Below are 16,039 nucleotides of genomic sequence, written 5' to 3'. Positions count from 1 at the left end.
ATTTTTATGTGATGCCAGAAAATAAAACAGCTTATATAACCGGAGGAACGAAAGGGATCGGTTTCGGAATTGCTAAGGTGCTGCTTGAAAATGGAATCTCGGTGGCATTTTCAGGACGGAAAAGGGATGATGTAATGAAAGCGGAAGAGGAACTTAAGCAATACTCTGAAAATGTATTGGGAATTGTTTCTGATGTAAAAAGCCTTGAAAGCGAACATGAAGCAGTTCAATATATCATAGGAAAATTCGGGAGACTGGATTATGTAATTGCTAATGCCGGATTAGGTATTTTTAAGCCCGTAGACGAGCTTACAGCAGAAGAATGGAATGATATGATAGAAACGAATCTGACGGGTGTTTTTTATACTTTAAAAGCTTCCGTGGAAGAATTAAAGAAGACAGAAGGTTATTATATCACCATTTCAAGTTTAGCGGGTGCCAATTTCTTTGAAAACGGAACAGGGTATAATGCATCAAAATTCGGGGTAGTAGGATTTACACAAGCTGCCATGATTGATTTAAGAAAATATAACATCAAGTCTACTGTGATTATGCCGGGATCGGTAGCCACTCATTTCAATGGAAATATTCCTTCCGAAAAAGACAGCTGGAAGATTCAACCACAGGATATGGGAGATCTTGTGCTGGATATTTTGAAGATGAATCCGAGGGTTTTGCCCAGTAAAATAGAGTTTAGAGCAACACAACCCGCTAAGTAAATACTTTTAATGTATTGAATAATAAATTAATAAGTATTATGCATGCATAATATATTTTTTATTTATATTAGCAAAAATTAATTCAAACAAAATCTCTGCATAAACGTTCATGACTTTATGCTTTAAGATAAAATAAAATAGTACGGATGAAACCATAAGGTTACATATGACCAAATAAAAAAATTAAGAACAACATATGAAAATATTAGTTTGTATTAGTAGTGTTCCGGATACTACTTCCAAAATTAACTTCACAGCAGATAAATCTGCTTTCGACAAAAACGGAATTCAGTGGGTAATCAATCCGCTAGATGAATTTGCGTTGACAAAAGCGGTTAAACTTCAGGAATCTCAAGGAGCGACTGTAACAGTTATCAACGTAGGAGATGCTGCTACAGAACCGGTGATCAGAAAAGCTTTAGCAATTGGTGCTAACGATGCTGTAAGAGTAAACCTTGATCCGAAAGACAGTTATTCTACAGCAAAAGAAATTGCTGCTGTAGCTCAAAACGGAGGGTATGATCTTATTCTTTGTGGTAAAGAATCTATTGATTATAATGGAGGTTCTGTGCCCGGAATGGTGGCTCAATTATTAAACCAACCTTTCGTAAATGCATCGGTAGGATTAGATGTAAATGGAAGTGAAGCTACTGCTGTAAGAGAAATCGAAGGAGGAAAAGAAACTATTTCTGTAAAATTACCGGCAATCATTGCAGGTCAGAAAGGATTAGTAGATGAAAAAGATCTGATTATTCCAAATATGAGAGGGATTATGTCTGCAAGAACAAAACCTTTACAAGTAGTAGAACCTACTTCTTCTGAAGTGAAAGTTCAGGGAGTATCTTATGACAGTGTTCCGCCAAGAGCTGCTGTGAAAATGGTTTCTCCGGACAACTTGGATGAATTGGTAAGATTACTTCACGAAGAAGCAAAAGTAATCTAATCATTGATTCTTTAAATTTTTCAATCTTTTAATTTTTAAATTTAAAAAAATGGCAGTATTCGTATACGCAGAAAATATAAATGGAGTTTACAAAAAAGCAGCTTTCGAAGCAGTATCTTATGCTAAAGCTGTTGCTGATAAAGCAGGTGATACCGTTACGGCAATCTCTGTAAACCCGACGGATTCTTCAGATTTATTATATAAATACGGAGCATCAAACGTTATCAATATTAAAGACGATGGTCTTAAAAACTTCTCGGCAAAAGCATACGCTCAGGCTGTAAACGAAGTAGCAGGAGGAAACATTATTGTTTTCCCTCATACAACAGATGCTTCTTCTATCGCTCCAATGCTTGCAGTAATGAAGAATTATTCTTTAATTACGAATGCTTTGGAAGCTCCTGAAAGCCTTTCACCTTTCCAGGTTAAAAGAAAAGCTTTCTCCGGAAAAGGTTTCATGCATGCAAAAGCAGAAGGAAACGGAGTAATCGTTACAGTTTCTCAAAATGCCTTCGGAGTTAAAGAAAATACAGTATCAGGTTCGGAAGAAGTTAAGAATCTTTCAGTAGCTAATGAAGATACTAAAGTGATCTCTCACGAGCAAAGCTCAGGTAAATTAGACCTTAAAGAAGCTGAAATCGTTGTTTCTGCGGGGAGAGGGATGAAAGGTCCTGAAAACTGGGGAATGATCGAAGATTTAGCAAACGTTTTAGGAGCTGCTACAGCATGTTCTAAACCGGTTTCTGATATCGGATGGAGACCTCACACAGAGCACGTAGGACAAACAGGTAAAGCAATTTCACCTAACCTTTACATTGCTGTGGGTATTTCCGGAGCTATTCAGCACTTAGCCGGAGTAAACTCTTCAAAAACTATTGTAGTGATCAATAACGACGCTGAAGCACCTTTCTTCAAGTCTGCCGATTACGGAGTAGTAGGAGATGCTTTCCAGATTATTCCTGCATTAACAGGGAAAATTAAAGCAATAAAAGGATAAGAAAGTGAATGGTGAATAGTCAATTCGCTTTGCTTGTCAATTTTTAATTAAATAATTCACTTGCGAAGCAAAATTCACTATTGACTTTTGACAATCATCAACAATACAATAAAAGCTCGGCTTTCCGGGCTTTTATTTTTGTCTAAAAAAGTGAAATCACAACAAAAAATTAATCTATATTTGCAATTATGGATTATAAGCAGCTAATTATTCGCGGAATATCGTATAGCCAGACCCAATCGGGGGCTTACGCATTGTTACTGGAACATGAAGAAACACACATAAAATTACCTGTTGTTATAGGAAATTTCGAAGCCCAATCTATCTCTCTTGGATTGGAAAAAGATATCCACCCGCCGCGTCCTCTTACTCATGACTTATTCACAAAATTTATAGTTTCTGCCAATTATGAGTTGGTATCTGTTATCATTTACCAAATTGTAGACGGCGTTTTCTTTTCAAACATTAACTTCAAAAATAAAGTTACCGAAGAAGAACTTATCCTTGATGCAAGAACGTCTGATGCCGTTGCAATGGCGGTAAGATTTGATGCACCAATTTTTACAACACAGCAAGTTCTGAATGAAGCCGGTATTTTATTGGAACTGGAAGACGTTTCAAAAGAAGAAGAATCTTTTTCAGAAACAGTACAAACGGAAGATAATTTAAAATCTCTTTCTATGGAAGAACTTCAGAAGTTATTAGACGAAGCCGTTAAAGAAGAAGATTATGATACCGCCCTTGAAATTCAGGAAGAAATCAAGAGGAGGAAGAAGAAAATTGACTAAAAAGAGATATTTTATATAAACTATGAATTTAAAATTACGACTGACCATCCTCAGTTTTCTCCAGTTTTTTGTTTGGGGAGCATGGCTGATTACGATGGCGAACTTCTGGTTTGGCACCAAACATTGGGAAGGAACACAGTTTGGAGCTGTTTTCGGAACAATGGGAATTGCTTCTATTTTTATGCCGACCATTACTGGAATTATTGCTGACCGTTGGGTAAATGCAGAGCGCATCTTTTCAGTATTACACATTCTTTATGGGATTATTCTTTTCATATTGCCACATTCTGCAGATCCCAATTCTTTCTTTTCTGTAATGCTTGTTGCAATGTGCTTTTATATGCCGACGATTGCTTTGGCCAATTCAATTTCCTACACCATCTTAAAAAACAATAATTTTGATGTAGTGAAAGATTTCCCGCCGATTCGTGTATGGGGAACTATTGGTTTTATCGTAGCAATGTGGATCACTAACCTTAGTGGAAATAAAGCAACGGAAGGACAGTTTTATATTGGCGGAGCAGTAGCGATATTTTTAGGAATTTATGCCCTTACTTTACCAAAATGTCCGCCGCAAAAACTGATTGATAAAAATTCACCGTTATCAGAACAATTAGGATTAAATGCATTTAAACTTTTTGGAAACTATAAAATGGCATTATTCTTTTTGTTTTCAATGCTTTTAGGTGCTGCATTACAGTTGACAAATGCTTATGGAGATGTATTTTTGAGTGAATTTGCTCATTTTCCAAAATATGCCGATTCATTTGTAGTACAGAGATCTACGATTATCATGTCGATTTCTCAGGTTTCTGAAACATTATTTATCCTGGCAATTCCTTTCTTTTTGAAAAAATTCGGGATCAAAAAAGTAATGTTGATGTCTATGCTGGCATGGGTATTAAGATTTGGATTCTTTGCTTATGGTGTTCCGGAAGGTTTTGGATTGTCTTTAATTATTCTTTCCTGTATCGTATACGGAATGGCTTTCGATTTCTTCAATATTTCGGGGTCTCTTTTCGTTGAAACAACAACAGATAAAAAAATCCGTTCTTCAGCACAAGGGCTATTTATGATGATGACCAATGGTTTTGGAGCTGTGTTCGGAAGTTATATTGCGGGCTGGGCTATTGATAAATTCTTTACCCATAAATTTACAACTGCTTCAGATCTGTCTGCATATTTGCAAACAACTTCGGATAATCCTACTTTCCTGGAAATCTTAAAAAGTAGTTTCAATGCCGCTGTAAATCCTGATGGAACGCTTTCTTCAGTAGTAATGGTAAAAGACTGGCAGCAGATATGGCTTTCATTTGCTATCTATGCATTGGTTCTTGCCATATTCTTCGCGGTATTATTTAGACATAAACACAATCCGGAAGATGTTTCTTCAGTAAATCATTAATTAAACTTTATTAAAAAATATAAAAATGCACTTTCTTGATGAAAGTGCATTTTTTTGTTTAAAGAGATTGGATGACAGAGTTTTAGGAGTGATGAAGTAAAAAGATGCTATTAAACTTGTAAATATAAATAGCGTCATATCTTTTGATTATTTAACAAATGGCTTGTTTTTTTATTAAATAAATAATTTTAACTCTGTTTTTTTGTGACTAATGGGTGTTAGGAACTGGAAATTTTCGTTTGAAAACATATGATTTGATAATGTGTTTTTTTTCGTATTTTGGCACTTTAGTAAATATGAAAAATATTCAATTATTAGGGTTGATTTTAGTGGTTGTAGGAAGCTTTCTTCCTTTAGTACATGTTCCTATCATAGGCAACTGGAATTATTGGAAATTAGATCACTATTTAGCTATTACATGCTGGATTCTTGCAGCCTGTGGTGTTTTTGGAATTGTAAATGGAAGTGCTAAAGTTGTAAGACTTTTTGGTATCCTGCTTATTATTTTATTCGGATTCACATTGGTTGCTGTCAAAATGCAATCGTTAGAATATTTCAGTTTCTTGCCTTTTAAATCCTGGAGAGAGACTTTTGCAGGAGTTGTAAAATTGAAATGGGGTTGGGCTGTAGAATTTTTAGGAGCATTTCTAATGATTGTTGCTAAAGGCAATAATAAAAATAAATAAACGACGAAGATATAGATATGAATTTTTTAAAAGTATTTTCAGCCGGAATATTGTTACTGGCAGCCTCTCAGGCAAAGTCTCAGAAAACAGAACCAAAGAAATCGGATAATCCGGCTAAATGTGCCAATATCAAAGAAGGTAAATTTTTACGTGCCAACTACCCGGAATCGATTTGGTATATGACCATTAAAGATAATATTCAAACTGAATATTTTAATAATGGAAAAGATTTTATCAAATCAACTTTGGTTTTTGTGGACGATTGTAATTATAAAGCTATAGTTTTAGAAAAATCCGACAAAAATGATCCCGCACAGATAGGAGATGTTTTCAATAATAAGGTAGTTGAGACACAGGATAACTTCCTGAAGGTACAAACCAAGATTGAAAATTCTCAATTTGATGTCGTATATGTGAAAGTAAAATAAATTTAAAATTAAAAATGAAGCTAACGTTTCATTTTAGCTAAAAATAAAAATTATATACATGAAAGAAGTATTCATTGTTTCCGCAGTAAGAACTCCTATGGGAAGTTTTATGGGAAGCTTATCAACAGTTCCGGCTACAAAGCTAGGGTCTGTTGCTGTAAAAGGAGCATTAGATAAAATCGGTCTTGATCCTCAGAATGTTCAGGAGATTTATATGGGAAATGTATTACAGGCAGGAGAAGGGCAGGCACCGGCTCGTCAGGTGGCTTTAGGAGCAGGACTTTCAATTAATACACCTTCTACTACTGTCAATAAAGTTTGTGCTTCAGGAATGAAAGCTGTGATGATGGCTACTCAGGCTATCAAAGCAGGGGATGCAGAGGTTATCGTAGCAGGAGGTATGGAAAACATGTCTTTAGTTCCTCATTATTATAACGCAAGAGTGGCAACAAAACTAGGCGATATTAAAATGCAGGACGGAATGGTGTTGGACGGTCTTACGGATGTCTACAACAAAGTACACATGGGAGTATGTGCAGAAAAATGTGCAACTGACTATAACTTCACCAGAGAAGATCAGGATAACTTTGCTGTAGAATCCTACAAAAGATCTGCAAAAGCTTGGAGTGAAGGTAAATTTAATGATGAAATAGTACCTGTTTCTATTCCGCAAAGAAAAGGTGATCCTGTGATTTTTGCTGAAGATGAAGAATACAAAGCAGTAAACTTCGATAGAATTGCAACACTTCCTACTGTATTCAAAAAAGAAGGAGGAACTGTAACAGCTGCGAATGCATCTACCTTAAATGATGGAGCTTCGGCTTTGATCCTTGTTTCAAAAGAAAAAATGGAAGAATTAGGATTGAAACCTTTAGCTAAAATCGTTTCTTATGCTGATGCCGCTCAAGAACCTGAAAACTTTACAACGGCTCCGGCTAAAGCATTACCTATTGCACTTAAAAAAGCAGGATTAGAAATAGCTGATATCGATTTCTTCGAATTCAACGAAGCATTCTCGGTAGTAGGATTAGCAAACAACAAAATCTTAGGATTAGATGCTTCTAAAGTAAATGTAAACGGAGGAGCTGTTGCGTTAGGACACCCACTGGGAAGTTCAGGTTCAAGAATCATCGTTACATTGATCAACGTATTGAAGCAAAATAATGCTAAATACGGTGCTGCAGCTATCTGTAATGGCGGCGGCGGTGCATCTGCAATTGTAATTGAGAATATCTAATATTCTGTTTAAGAGTATATTGCCATTAAGGAATGGATAATTTTTCTAAAAACTTATCCATTTCTTAATGGTTTTTTTATTTTTGTGCTACTAATATTTATTTGAAATGTCTGAAACTGAGAATCGACAGCCTAAAAACATAAAGAATAACCCAAAGATTATGAAGGCCTGGGCCGTATATGACTGGGCAAATTCTGTTTACTCTTTGGTGATTACCTCTACCATTTTTCCAATTTATTACTCTATTCTTACTACTGCTTACGAAAAGAAAGAATTCGTGACAGAAACAAGAACATGGATCGATGTTCCGGTAAGGCATATGATCAAAATTTTTGGAAAAGAATATCAACCTGATGCGGTGTATGGATATTCTTTAACGATATCATTCTTTATTGTGGTATTGCTATCACCGTTTCTATCTTCTTTAGCGGATACGATCGGAAATAAAAAATCATTCTTACAATTTTTTTGCTATCTGGGAGCGACTTCCTGTATGGGATTGGCCATGTTTACAGGGATGCACAATGTATTTCTAGGGCTTCTTTTTAGTATTACAGCGAGTGTTGGTTTCTGGGGAAGTCTGGTGTTTTATAATTCGTTCTTACCGGATATTGCGACACCGGACAGGCAGGATGCACTTTCTGCCAGAGGATATGTTTATGGATACATCGGGTCAGTAGTGTTAGTCGTAATCTGTTTAGTTTTAATTCAGGTTTTTGCCAAAGGAGCCGCTCAGCAATTGTTGTTTACCAGAATCAGTTTCTTGTTAACAGGAGCTTGGTGGTTTGGTTTTTCACAATATACTTTCAAGCATCTTCCGCAATTTGGAAATGTAAAAGATAAGCTTCCTAAAGATCTTGTATTATTAAACTATAAAAACATCTTTAAAAAGCATGAGGAGCAAGGGGGCTTTTTTGAAGTATTCAAAGATAACCTAAGCTTTTATCTAGATATTGCAAAGGAAAGTTTCCATGAACTATTTAAAGTAGGGGGTGTACTTTTCAAAGACAGGAACCTTAAGTTTTTTTTATCGAGCTTTTTCTTTTATAGTGTAGGAATGCAGACCATTTTCCTTATGGCTACTTTATTTGGAAAGAGTGAAATTAACCTGGCACAGGATAAGTTAATCGGAACATTACTGGTTATTCAGATAGAAGCGATTATTGGAGCTGTTATATTTTCAAGGCTGTCTAAAAGAATCGGAAATAAGAATGTTATTTCAATTGCGATCATACTATGGATTATAGCATGTTTATGGGCTTATTTCCTAAACAAAGAGAATCCTACGGTAGAATATCAGTTCTACGGAGTGGCAGCAGTTGTAGGATTGGTGATGGGAGGTCTTCAGGCCATGTCCAGATCTACCTATTCAAAATTGCTTCCTGAAGATTCGATGGAAAATACTACTTATTTCAGCTTTTATGATGTATTAGAGAAGATTGCCATCATCATTGGAACATTTATCTTTGCAACATTGATTGAGCACTTTAATAATATGCGTATTGCAGCCTTATCAATGACGGTATTTTTCGGAGCAGGATTAATATTGATCAGGTTCCTGAAGGTTAAAATGAGAAAAAACAGAGAAACATTATAAAAATGAAAGACGTTATTTTTAACGTCTTTTTTTATTTTAAAAACAAAATAGAAGTCTCTTTGGAGATCTGATTTCGATAATAAAAGAAGTTTTTGTTAAAATATGTTATAATTCGGTCTGAATTTTGATTATATTCCGCCGAATAATTTTTAACTTTGCAAAAAGATTTATTGTCAATATGACCAACCCTTTATTTTATGCAAAAATAATCCTGTTTGGAGAATATGGAATGATTGAAGATTCCCAAGGGCTTGTAGTACCTTACAGCTTCTATAAAGGAACTTTAAAATTTTCAGATTTGAGCTCAGAATTTGAGCTTAATTCCAACAAACATCTGCAGAAATATTCCGATTTTCTTACAACGCTTGATTTGTCTGATGATTTCAAATTGGATATTGATAGCTTCAAAAATGATATTTCCAACGGACTTTTCTTTGATTCCAATATTCCACAAGGATATGGAGTGGGAAGTTCAGGAGCTTTGGTTGCAGCTATTTTTGAAAAATATTCAATCAGCAAACTGAACCCTGAGAATATCTCAAAAGAAAATCTTAAGAAACTAAAAGCTGTTTTCGGCGAGATGGAAAGTTATTTCCATGGTAAAAGTTCAGGTATGGATCCTTTGATCTGCTATATGAATTTGCCTATTCTTATCGAAAATAAAGAAAACCTGGACAGAGTTTCCATTCCGGAGGGAGAAGAGGGAAAAGGAGCTATTTTCCTTATCGACTCAGGTATGACTGGAGAAACAGGTCCTATGATCCAGATTTTCTTTGAGAAAATGAAAACAGAAGGTTTCCGTAAAACATTGAAAGAAGAGTTTATTCGTTATAACAATGCATGTATAGAAACTTTCCTTAAAAAAGATATGAATCCTTTCTTTAGAAATCTGAAAAAACTTTCTCATTGGGCTTATGAACATTTCCGTCCAATGATTCCTGAAAGTATTTTTAATATCTGGAAAAAAGGACTGGATTCTAACGCGTATTATTTAAAACTCTGCGGTAGCGGTGGAGGTGGCTATATTCTTGGATTTACTCAGGATTATGAGAAAGCAGAAAAAATGCTTGACGGCTTCCAAAAAGAGGTAATTTACAGATTTTAAATAGATTGGAATGAATTCTGAAAAAGAAACTTTCCAATCTAAAAACTATATATCTAAATCTCTATTTTACAGATTCTCACAATTCGTGGGCTTTCTGCTGGGAGCACGCTTTTTTGTAGCAGCACTCCTTACATTTGCTCTCTATGTTTCCACTTTTTTCCTGTTTAATCAGGATGAATCATTCAGAAATTTTGTATTTGATTTCAAAGTACATGGTATCATTTTTTGTACAGTACTTACCATTCTTGCCGGTGGAATCATTAACCAGTTTTATGATCTGGAAAAAGACCATATTGTAAAACCCTTCAGAACAAGGATTCAAAGTTTTATCAAACAGAAATATTTTTTATATGCTTATCTTGGCTTAAGTGCTATTTCCTTAGGAGTAGCCTGGCTGATTTCCCATAATGTTTTTATTTTTTTCCTTGTTTACCAGTTTTTCATGTGGTTATATAGCCATAAACTGAGTAGAATATTGATCTTAAACAATCTTACTTTCGTCAGCCTTACTTTATATCCGTTTTTTGGAATGATGGTGTATTATGAAACTTTTTCTAAAAAGGTATTCCTGATGGCTGTTTTTCTGTTTCTTATCCTTCTTTGTATCGACATTGTAAAGGATACTCTCACCAGAAGTGTAGACAAGGCATTCGGATATACAACCATTCCCAATTATTTTAAAACTAAGAATACAAAGATTATTTTGATTTCTTTAATGGTGGTAACGATAGCAGTTTCGATGAAGATTATTACCAAAACAGGTGTTTCCGGTTTTATGTCTTATTATTTTACAGGAGGATTATTTGTCATGATTTTCTGTATTTACCTTTTTTTAAATCCTATAAGAAGAAGTAACTCTTTTACACTCAATTTGTTACGGTTTTGGGTTTTTGCCGGAATTATTGCGATGCTGCTGAATGGAATTGAAAGTAAATTCTAAAAAAAATTCTTTAAATAAACTTAGGTTATTATTACCTTTGCATAACTAAATTTAATAAATAGGAATGCCCATTTTTAATGATACTAAAGTTGCATTTGCAGATAAAACTGATGCACAACTGAGAAAGGCTTACTGGATGTTTAAAATGATTGAACAACCAGCACTTACCAGCCTTGGAACATCTGTCCTAAATTTTACGGTACACAACAACTTTCCTTTTGTTACAGGAATTGTAAAGAATACTTTATTTGAGCAATTCTGCGGAGGTGAAACCCGTGAAGAAAGTATGAAAGTCGTGAAACAACTTTTCAAGAGAGGCGTTGGAAGCATTTTTGATTACTCTATTGAGGGAAAAGAAGACGAAGAAACTTTTGATGCAGTATGTAAAGAAATTAAGGATATTGTAAGATTCTCAGTAGGAAATCCGGCAATTCCTTTTATTGTTTTTAAACCTACAGCATTTGGAAGGATTGATCTTTATGAAGCGGTTGGAAAAGGAGCTGAACTTACAACAAGCCAAAAAGAAGAGTGGGATAGAGTGGTGAAAAGATTTGACGAAGTATGCAAACTTTGTCATGAAAACGATAAAAAAGTAATGGTAGATGCTGAAGAAACCTGGATGCAGGATTCGGCAGACCAACTTTGCGAAGAGATGATGGAGAAATATAACCAGGAAAAACCTATCGTTTGGAATACGATCCAAATGTACAGAACAGGAAGACTGGAATATATGGAAGCACACCTTCAGAGAGCGAGAGAAAAGAACTATTTCATCGGGTATAAAATTGTTCGTGGAGCTTATATGGAGAAAGAAAGAGCCAGAGCAGCAGAAAAAGGATATGCAGATCCAATTCAGCCTAGCAAAGATGCTTCCGATAAAAACTATAATGCGGGAATTGACTTTGTTATGAATCATTTAGACAAAGTATCAGCATTTTTCGGAACTCATAATGAGATTTCTTCAGAACTTATTATGGATAAAATGAAAGCGAAGTCTTTAGAAAATGGAAATCCTCACGTTTATTTTGGACAGCTTTACGGGATGAGTGATAATATTACCTTCTATTTGTCAGATAAGGGCTATAATGTGGCTAAATATCTTCCATACGGACCTGTAAAGGATGTTGTTCCATATCTTACGAGAAGAGCTCAGGAAAACACTTCTGTAGCAGGACAAACAGGAAGAGAATTAGGACTGATCAAAAAAGAATTGGAAAGAAGAAAAAAGCAAGCATAGTATTGTTTTTTGAACACAATATCAGACTCGCAATATTTGCGGGTCTTTTTTTGAGTTAATATAGGAGTTATTAAATCTGTTTAAATAGTTTTGATATTATAAAATACTTAAAATAAAACTTTTACGAGTCCCTCTTTTATTTAAGTTTAAAAAAGAATTACTTAATTTAAGAGTTCTGAAATTAATGATAATCCCACTATTCATTCATTATATTAATTAATTGTTAAAAAAAAATAAATTTTATTGCTGATTTAGGTTTAAATTATTATATTTGATTATACAATTATAAACTAATACATGAAAAATAAATCTTCCATTTTCTGCAGCAGATGGTAAACAATCTTCTCCGCACATCGATACTCTATATCGTAATATAAATACCCGAATTTTTAAAGTTAGTGAGTGGATATGGAAATAAGAAGCGATGCTGAAAAATAGATCAAAGTTAGGCTTAAAAAAGCCGTAATATATAAAAACTAAATAAAGCAATAGCTTTAGTTTTCTTCTTCAAATATTTTTTTAACCTGACCATTTTCTTTGGTCAGGTTTTTTATGGCTCAAAACTTTCAAATTTTCCATTTTCATAGAATAAAACAATACGTTTTATTTTATCACTCTGATTACCAATGAATTGATTTAATAATTGATCATTAGAATTTCCTAATTGCTGAGAATCGGATATTTTTTCTGAAGCTTTACTTGGGGGCGGTATAAACGATTCTCCGGAAGCCGGTTGGACAGGTTCTATTTCCGTTTCATCTGTTCCGAATTCAACATCATTGTTCATCATGGTAAATAGATCGGGTAGAGGAGTTGTCTTTATTCTTTCCTCTTCGTGCTCTTCTACTGTATTCAGAACTTCCGGAACTTCCGGCTTCAACATTTCACCTTCACCTGTTACCAGCCAATCCCAAAGAAGCTCAGGGAATCGGGATTTTATTTTTATGATAAACTCCAAAGAAGGTTTGTTTCTTCCGGAAGTGATATGTGAAATTGATGATCGTTGTACATCAATCTCATCAGCAAATTCTGAAGGAGTAAGATTAGAATACTCTATAACTTTTGAAATTCTTTCGTTTAAACTCATAAAAATAAGTCATTAATTATTTTACAAATGTAAAGATTAAAGTTTACAAATGCAAAACACAAATGTAAATAAACTAAAAGAATTTAAGTATACAAATGTAAATAAAAATATATTATCCTGTATTATAGCTAATTATATCTATGTTACAATTGTATTGATTATTGAATATATTAAAATATATAAATAATTGACCTATTAACCCAGTGTTATTTGCCCGATACTTGCTGTTTACAAATTTAACTACAATTAACAACAGATAGCCACACTTAAATTATATTAGTTACTGTTAAACAACTAATTAAATACTGTTTACATTGATAATTTACTATAATTTCAATACATCGGAAAGTTTACAGATTAGATCAGGAATAACCTTTAAAAGACGTGTTTTAGTTATATACAATTGTAAATTAATGTTGTAATTAACTGATATACAACATTTTTATAACGATTGAAATAATTTTTTAAACATTTACATGTTTAAATCCTCATATTAATTACTTATAAACTAAAAAGTCCAAGCTGAATAAGGATAATCTGATAAATTTTAAAATTTTAAACGATTTACACTTGTATAAGCTAATAAAAACTACTGTTTTCCACAATTTTTATGTTTAAAAAAACAACTCATATTTACCTTAAAATAAGGATTTAAACACTTCAAGTATTCTTCATAATAATATTTAGATGAATTACATAACTAACTGGCTTTTATGTAATTAGATATATAGCATTAAATTATCCGTAATCCACAATTTCACTAACAGACATTTTGTCAGTCTGGTATGTTTAACAATGTTACACAAGTTAATTGTCTTTTTACTGTAAAATTGATCATGTATAACTTTTGTAAATTATATTTGTAAACAATAAAAAATACATTTTTACTCATTTTTCAGCTATTTACATTTGTTAATAGCTGTTTTTATAGCTTAAAATGGTTAAATTTGATTCTTGTAAATTATTCCCAAAATGAATTTTGAACAGATCTACTCTCAAAACCCTAATTTCTCAAATCGTTATATTTCCCCTGAAAAATTATTTTCTTATCTACAGGAGAATCTCAGCGATTATATTCAAGAGATCGGAAAATCATATTTAGAGAAACCGATTTATCGATTAAGTATCGGTACCGGAAATATTCAAGTATTAGCCTGGTCTCAAATGCATGGTAATGAATCTAACGCGACTCATGCGATGCTTGATCTTTTAATAAGCCTGGATAAAGCTCCTCAAATGAAAGATGACTTGTTCAGGAAAATTAGATTAGATTTTATATTTATGCTAAATCCTGACGGATCGGAAAGATGGACCAGATTGAATGCTGTGGATATAGATCTTAATAGAGACTTTCATAATGAAGCAAGCACGGAGATTAAATTTCTTAAACACGCTGCTGCTTCCAAAAAATATGATTATGCATTGAATTTGCATGAACAAAGAACTATTTTTACAACTGATGGTATTCATCCGGCAACACTTTCTTTTTTGGCCCCTTCTGAAAACGTGGAACGTACAATAACTGAAAATAGAAAAAAATGTATGGCGGTTATTGGAAATATTTATACCCATTTAAAGGAAATGATTCCTAATCAAATCGGAAGATATTCGGATGAATTTTATCCGACATCTACCGGGGATAATTTTATAAAAGCAGGAATGCCTACCATTTTATTTGAAGGAGGACACTTTGTAGATGACTACACTAGAAAAGGAACAAGAAAGTATTACACAATTGCCCTTTATTATGCATTGAAAGCGATCAGCGAGTTAAATTCCGATACTACAGGATGGGAAACTTATCCTGATATTCCTGAGAATAAGGAAACCCATTATGATATAGTATACAGAAATGTAAAACTGAACACGGATCATGAATGCATTTTGGACATTGCTGTACAATATAGAGAGATCAAAGAAGAAGGGAAGGAGGAGATTTCTTTTATTCCTTTTGTCATGGAAGTAGGAGATGTGAAAAAAAGAAAAGGATGGCTGGAGATAGATTGTACCGGAAAGAAATTTGTTTCTGCCACTAAATATCCAAAACTGGACGCTGTAGTAGAGTTTAAAATAGAAGATTAAAAATTTCGGCAGCCCAAAGGGCTGCCGAAATTACTTTTTATCTATTTCTAAGAATAAAGATCAATTTAAAAAGATAGGTTACATTCATCCAAAAAGGAATAGATGCAGATTTATCTTTTTCTCAATAGTTAAGATTTGCATAATCTGCAGCATCTGCGAGAGATATTAATATTCTCTTCAATTTGGCAAAACGCCTTAATTTACGACCTTAATCCCACTTGCTAAAAATCTGATTTCCTCCTTAGGTTGGTTGATGGCGTCAATTTCAGACTGAGGTTTCTTCGCATCTTCTGCATAATGTTTTTGCTCATCCACAGAAGTTACTTTTCGTTCTGCATTTCCTTCCAATACTACATTTTTCCCTTTTAAAGCAGTAGGAACAAAGAAGGCATAATCTTTCATTTTTACAAAAAACTGGGAATTATCTTCCGTTTGAATGGTCAGCCAACATCCTTTTTTATCGCATACATCTGTTACTTTTCCTTTGATGGCTATATTTTCCAGCTTTTTATTTTCTTTTTTAAGTTTTTTTCCTAATTTTTCAACGGTAATGGCTTTAGATTCAGCAGTGGAAGAAACTCCGGCTCCATAAGTGTCACCTACAATAGCATTTCCTGCCGGTGGTGAAAATTTCTTTTGTGATGTTTCCTGTGCAAAAGCTAAAGTAGAAACACTTACTGCAGTTGCAAATAGTATAGCTTTGAATTTCATTTTTATTATTTTTCTCAAAAGTACTAATTAAAATTGAATCATAAATCGATAAAATTAATAATAAACATGGTGTTTTA

Annotated in this window: 15 protein-coding genes; 13 read left to right on the top strand and 2 right to left on the bottom strand. The window is 33.7% G+C overall.

The window, feature by feature from the left end; translation table 11 throughout:
* Positions 1-11: 11 nt before the first annotated feature.
* From CW752_RS02150 to CW752_RS02095, 12 genes are all read left to right on the top strand, one after another.
* Positions 12-719, top strand: a complete 708-nt coding sequence (locus CW752_RS02150; protein ID WP_101238150.1) for an SDR family oxidoreductase — start codon at positions 12-14, stop codon at positions 717-719.
* Between the two features lie 196 nt (positions 720-915).
* Entirely contained in the window at positions 916-1,662 is a 747-nt protein-coding gene (locus CW752_RS02145; RefSeq protein ID WP_065398045.1) for an electron transfer flavoprotein subunit beta/FixA family protein, read from the top strand.
* Positions 1,663-1,711: 49 nt separating this feature from the next.
* Positions 1,712-2,659 (top strand): electron transfer flavoprotein subunit alpha/FixB family protein, encoded by a 948-nt coding sequence (locus CW752_RS02140; RefSeq protein WP_101238149.1) that lies wholly within the window; start codon positions 1,712-1,714, stop codon positions 2,657-2,659.
* Positions 2,660-2,847: 188 nt separating this feature from the next.
* A complete protein-coding gene (locus tag CW752_RS02135; RefSeq protein ID WP_101238148.1) occupies positions 2,848-3,447 on the top strand; it encodes a bifunctional nuclease family protein in 600 nt (199 codons plus the stop codon).
* 22 nt (positions 3,448-3,469) lie between these two features.
* A complete protein-coding gene (locus tag CW752_RS02130; RefSeq protein ID WP_101238147.1) occupies positions 3,470-4,852 on the top strand; it encodes a nucleoside permease in 1,383 nt (460 codons plus the stop codon).
* A 296-nt stretch (positions 4,853-5,148) separates the two neighbouring features.
* The gene (locus tag CW752_RS02125) at positions 5,149-5,538 is read left to right on the top strand and encodes a hypothetical protein (protein WP_101238146.1); all 390 of its coding nucleotides are present in this window, start codon (positions 5,149-5,151) and stop codon (positions 5,536-5,538) included.
* Positions 5,539-5,555: 17 nt separating this feature from the next.
* A complete protein-coding gene (locus CW752_RS02120) occupies positions 5,556-5,966 on the top strand; it encodes a hypothetical protein (protein ID WP_101238145.1) in 411 nt (136 codons plus the stop codon).
* Positions 5,967-6,024: 58 nt separating this feature from the next.
* Positions 6,025-7,203: an acetyl-CoA C-acyltransferase gene (locus tag CW752_RS02115; protein WP_101238144.1), complete on the top strand. Its 1,179-nt coding sequence runs from the start codon at positions 6,025-6,027 to the stop codon at positions 7,201-7,203.
* A gap of 106 nt (positions 7,204-7,309) precedes the next feature.
* On the top strand, positions 7,310-8,800 hold the full coding sequence (locus CW752_RS02110; RefSeq protein ID WP_101238143.1) for an MFS transporter: 1,491 nt from the start codon (positions 7,310-7,312) through the stop codon (positions 8,798-8,800).
* A gap of 178 nt (positions 8,801-8,978) precedes the next feature.
* A complete protein-coding gene (locus tag CW752_RS02105; protein WP_101238142.1) occupies positions 8,979-9,905 on the top strand; it encodes a mevalonate kinase in 927 nt (308 codons plus the stop codon).
* Between the two features lie 10 nt (positions 9,906-9,915).
* Positions 9,916-10,845, top strand: coding sequence for a UbiA family prenyltransferase (locus CW752_RS02100; RefSeq protein ID WP_101238141.1), 930 nt, complete (start codon positions 9,916-9,918; stop codon positions 10,843-10,845).
* 64 nt (positions 10,846-10,909) lie between these two features.
* Positions 10,910-12,082: a proline dehydrogenase family protein gene (locus tag CW752_RS02095; protein WP_101238140.1), complete on the top strand. Its 1,173-nt coding sequence runs from the start codon at positions 10,910-10,912 to the stop codon at positions 12,080-12,082.
* Between the two features lie 550 nt (positions 12,083-12,632).
* Here CW752_RS02095 and CW752_RS02090 read toward each other — a convergent pair.
* Positions 12,633-13,169 (bottom strand): helix-turn-helix domain-containing protein, encoded by a 537-nt coding sequence (locus CW752_RS02090; protein ID WP_101238139.1) that lies wholly within the window; start codon positions 13,167-13,169, stop codon positions 12,633-12,635.
* Between the two features lie 972 nt (positions 13,170-14,141).
* Here CW752_RS02090 and CW752_RS02085 point away from each other — a divergent pair.
* Positions 14,142-15,251 carry a M14 family zinc carboxypeptidase gene (locus CW752_RS02085; protein ID WP_101238138.1) on the top strand — a complete coding sequence of 370 codons (1,110 nt, stop codon included), beginning with the start codon at positions 14,142-14,144 and terminating at the stop codon, positions 15,249-15,251.
* Positions 15,252-15,446: 195 nt separating this feature from the next.
* On the opposite strand, the gene CW752_RS02080 is transcribed toward CW752_RS02085, so the two are convergent.
* Positions 15,447-15,962 (bottom strand): DUF4920 domain-containing protein, encoded by a 516-nt coding sequence (locus CW752_RS02080; RefSeq protein WP_101238137.1) that lies wholly within the window; start codon positions 15,960-15,962, stop codon positions 15,447-15,449.
* Positions 15,963-16,039 lie beyond the last annotated feature (77 nt).

The sequence above is a fragment of the Chryseobacterium sp. PMSZPI genome (assembly GCF_002835665.1).
In the GTDB taxonomy this organism is placed as follows: Bacteria; Bacteroidota; Bacteroidia; order Flavobacteriales; family Weeksellaceae; genus Chryseobacterium.
Note: the sequence above shows the minus strand (reverse complement) of the source record. Positions and strands in the feature narration are given on the sequence as shown.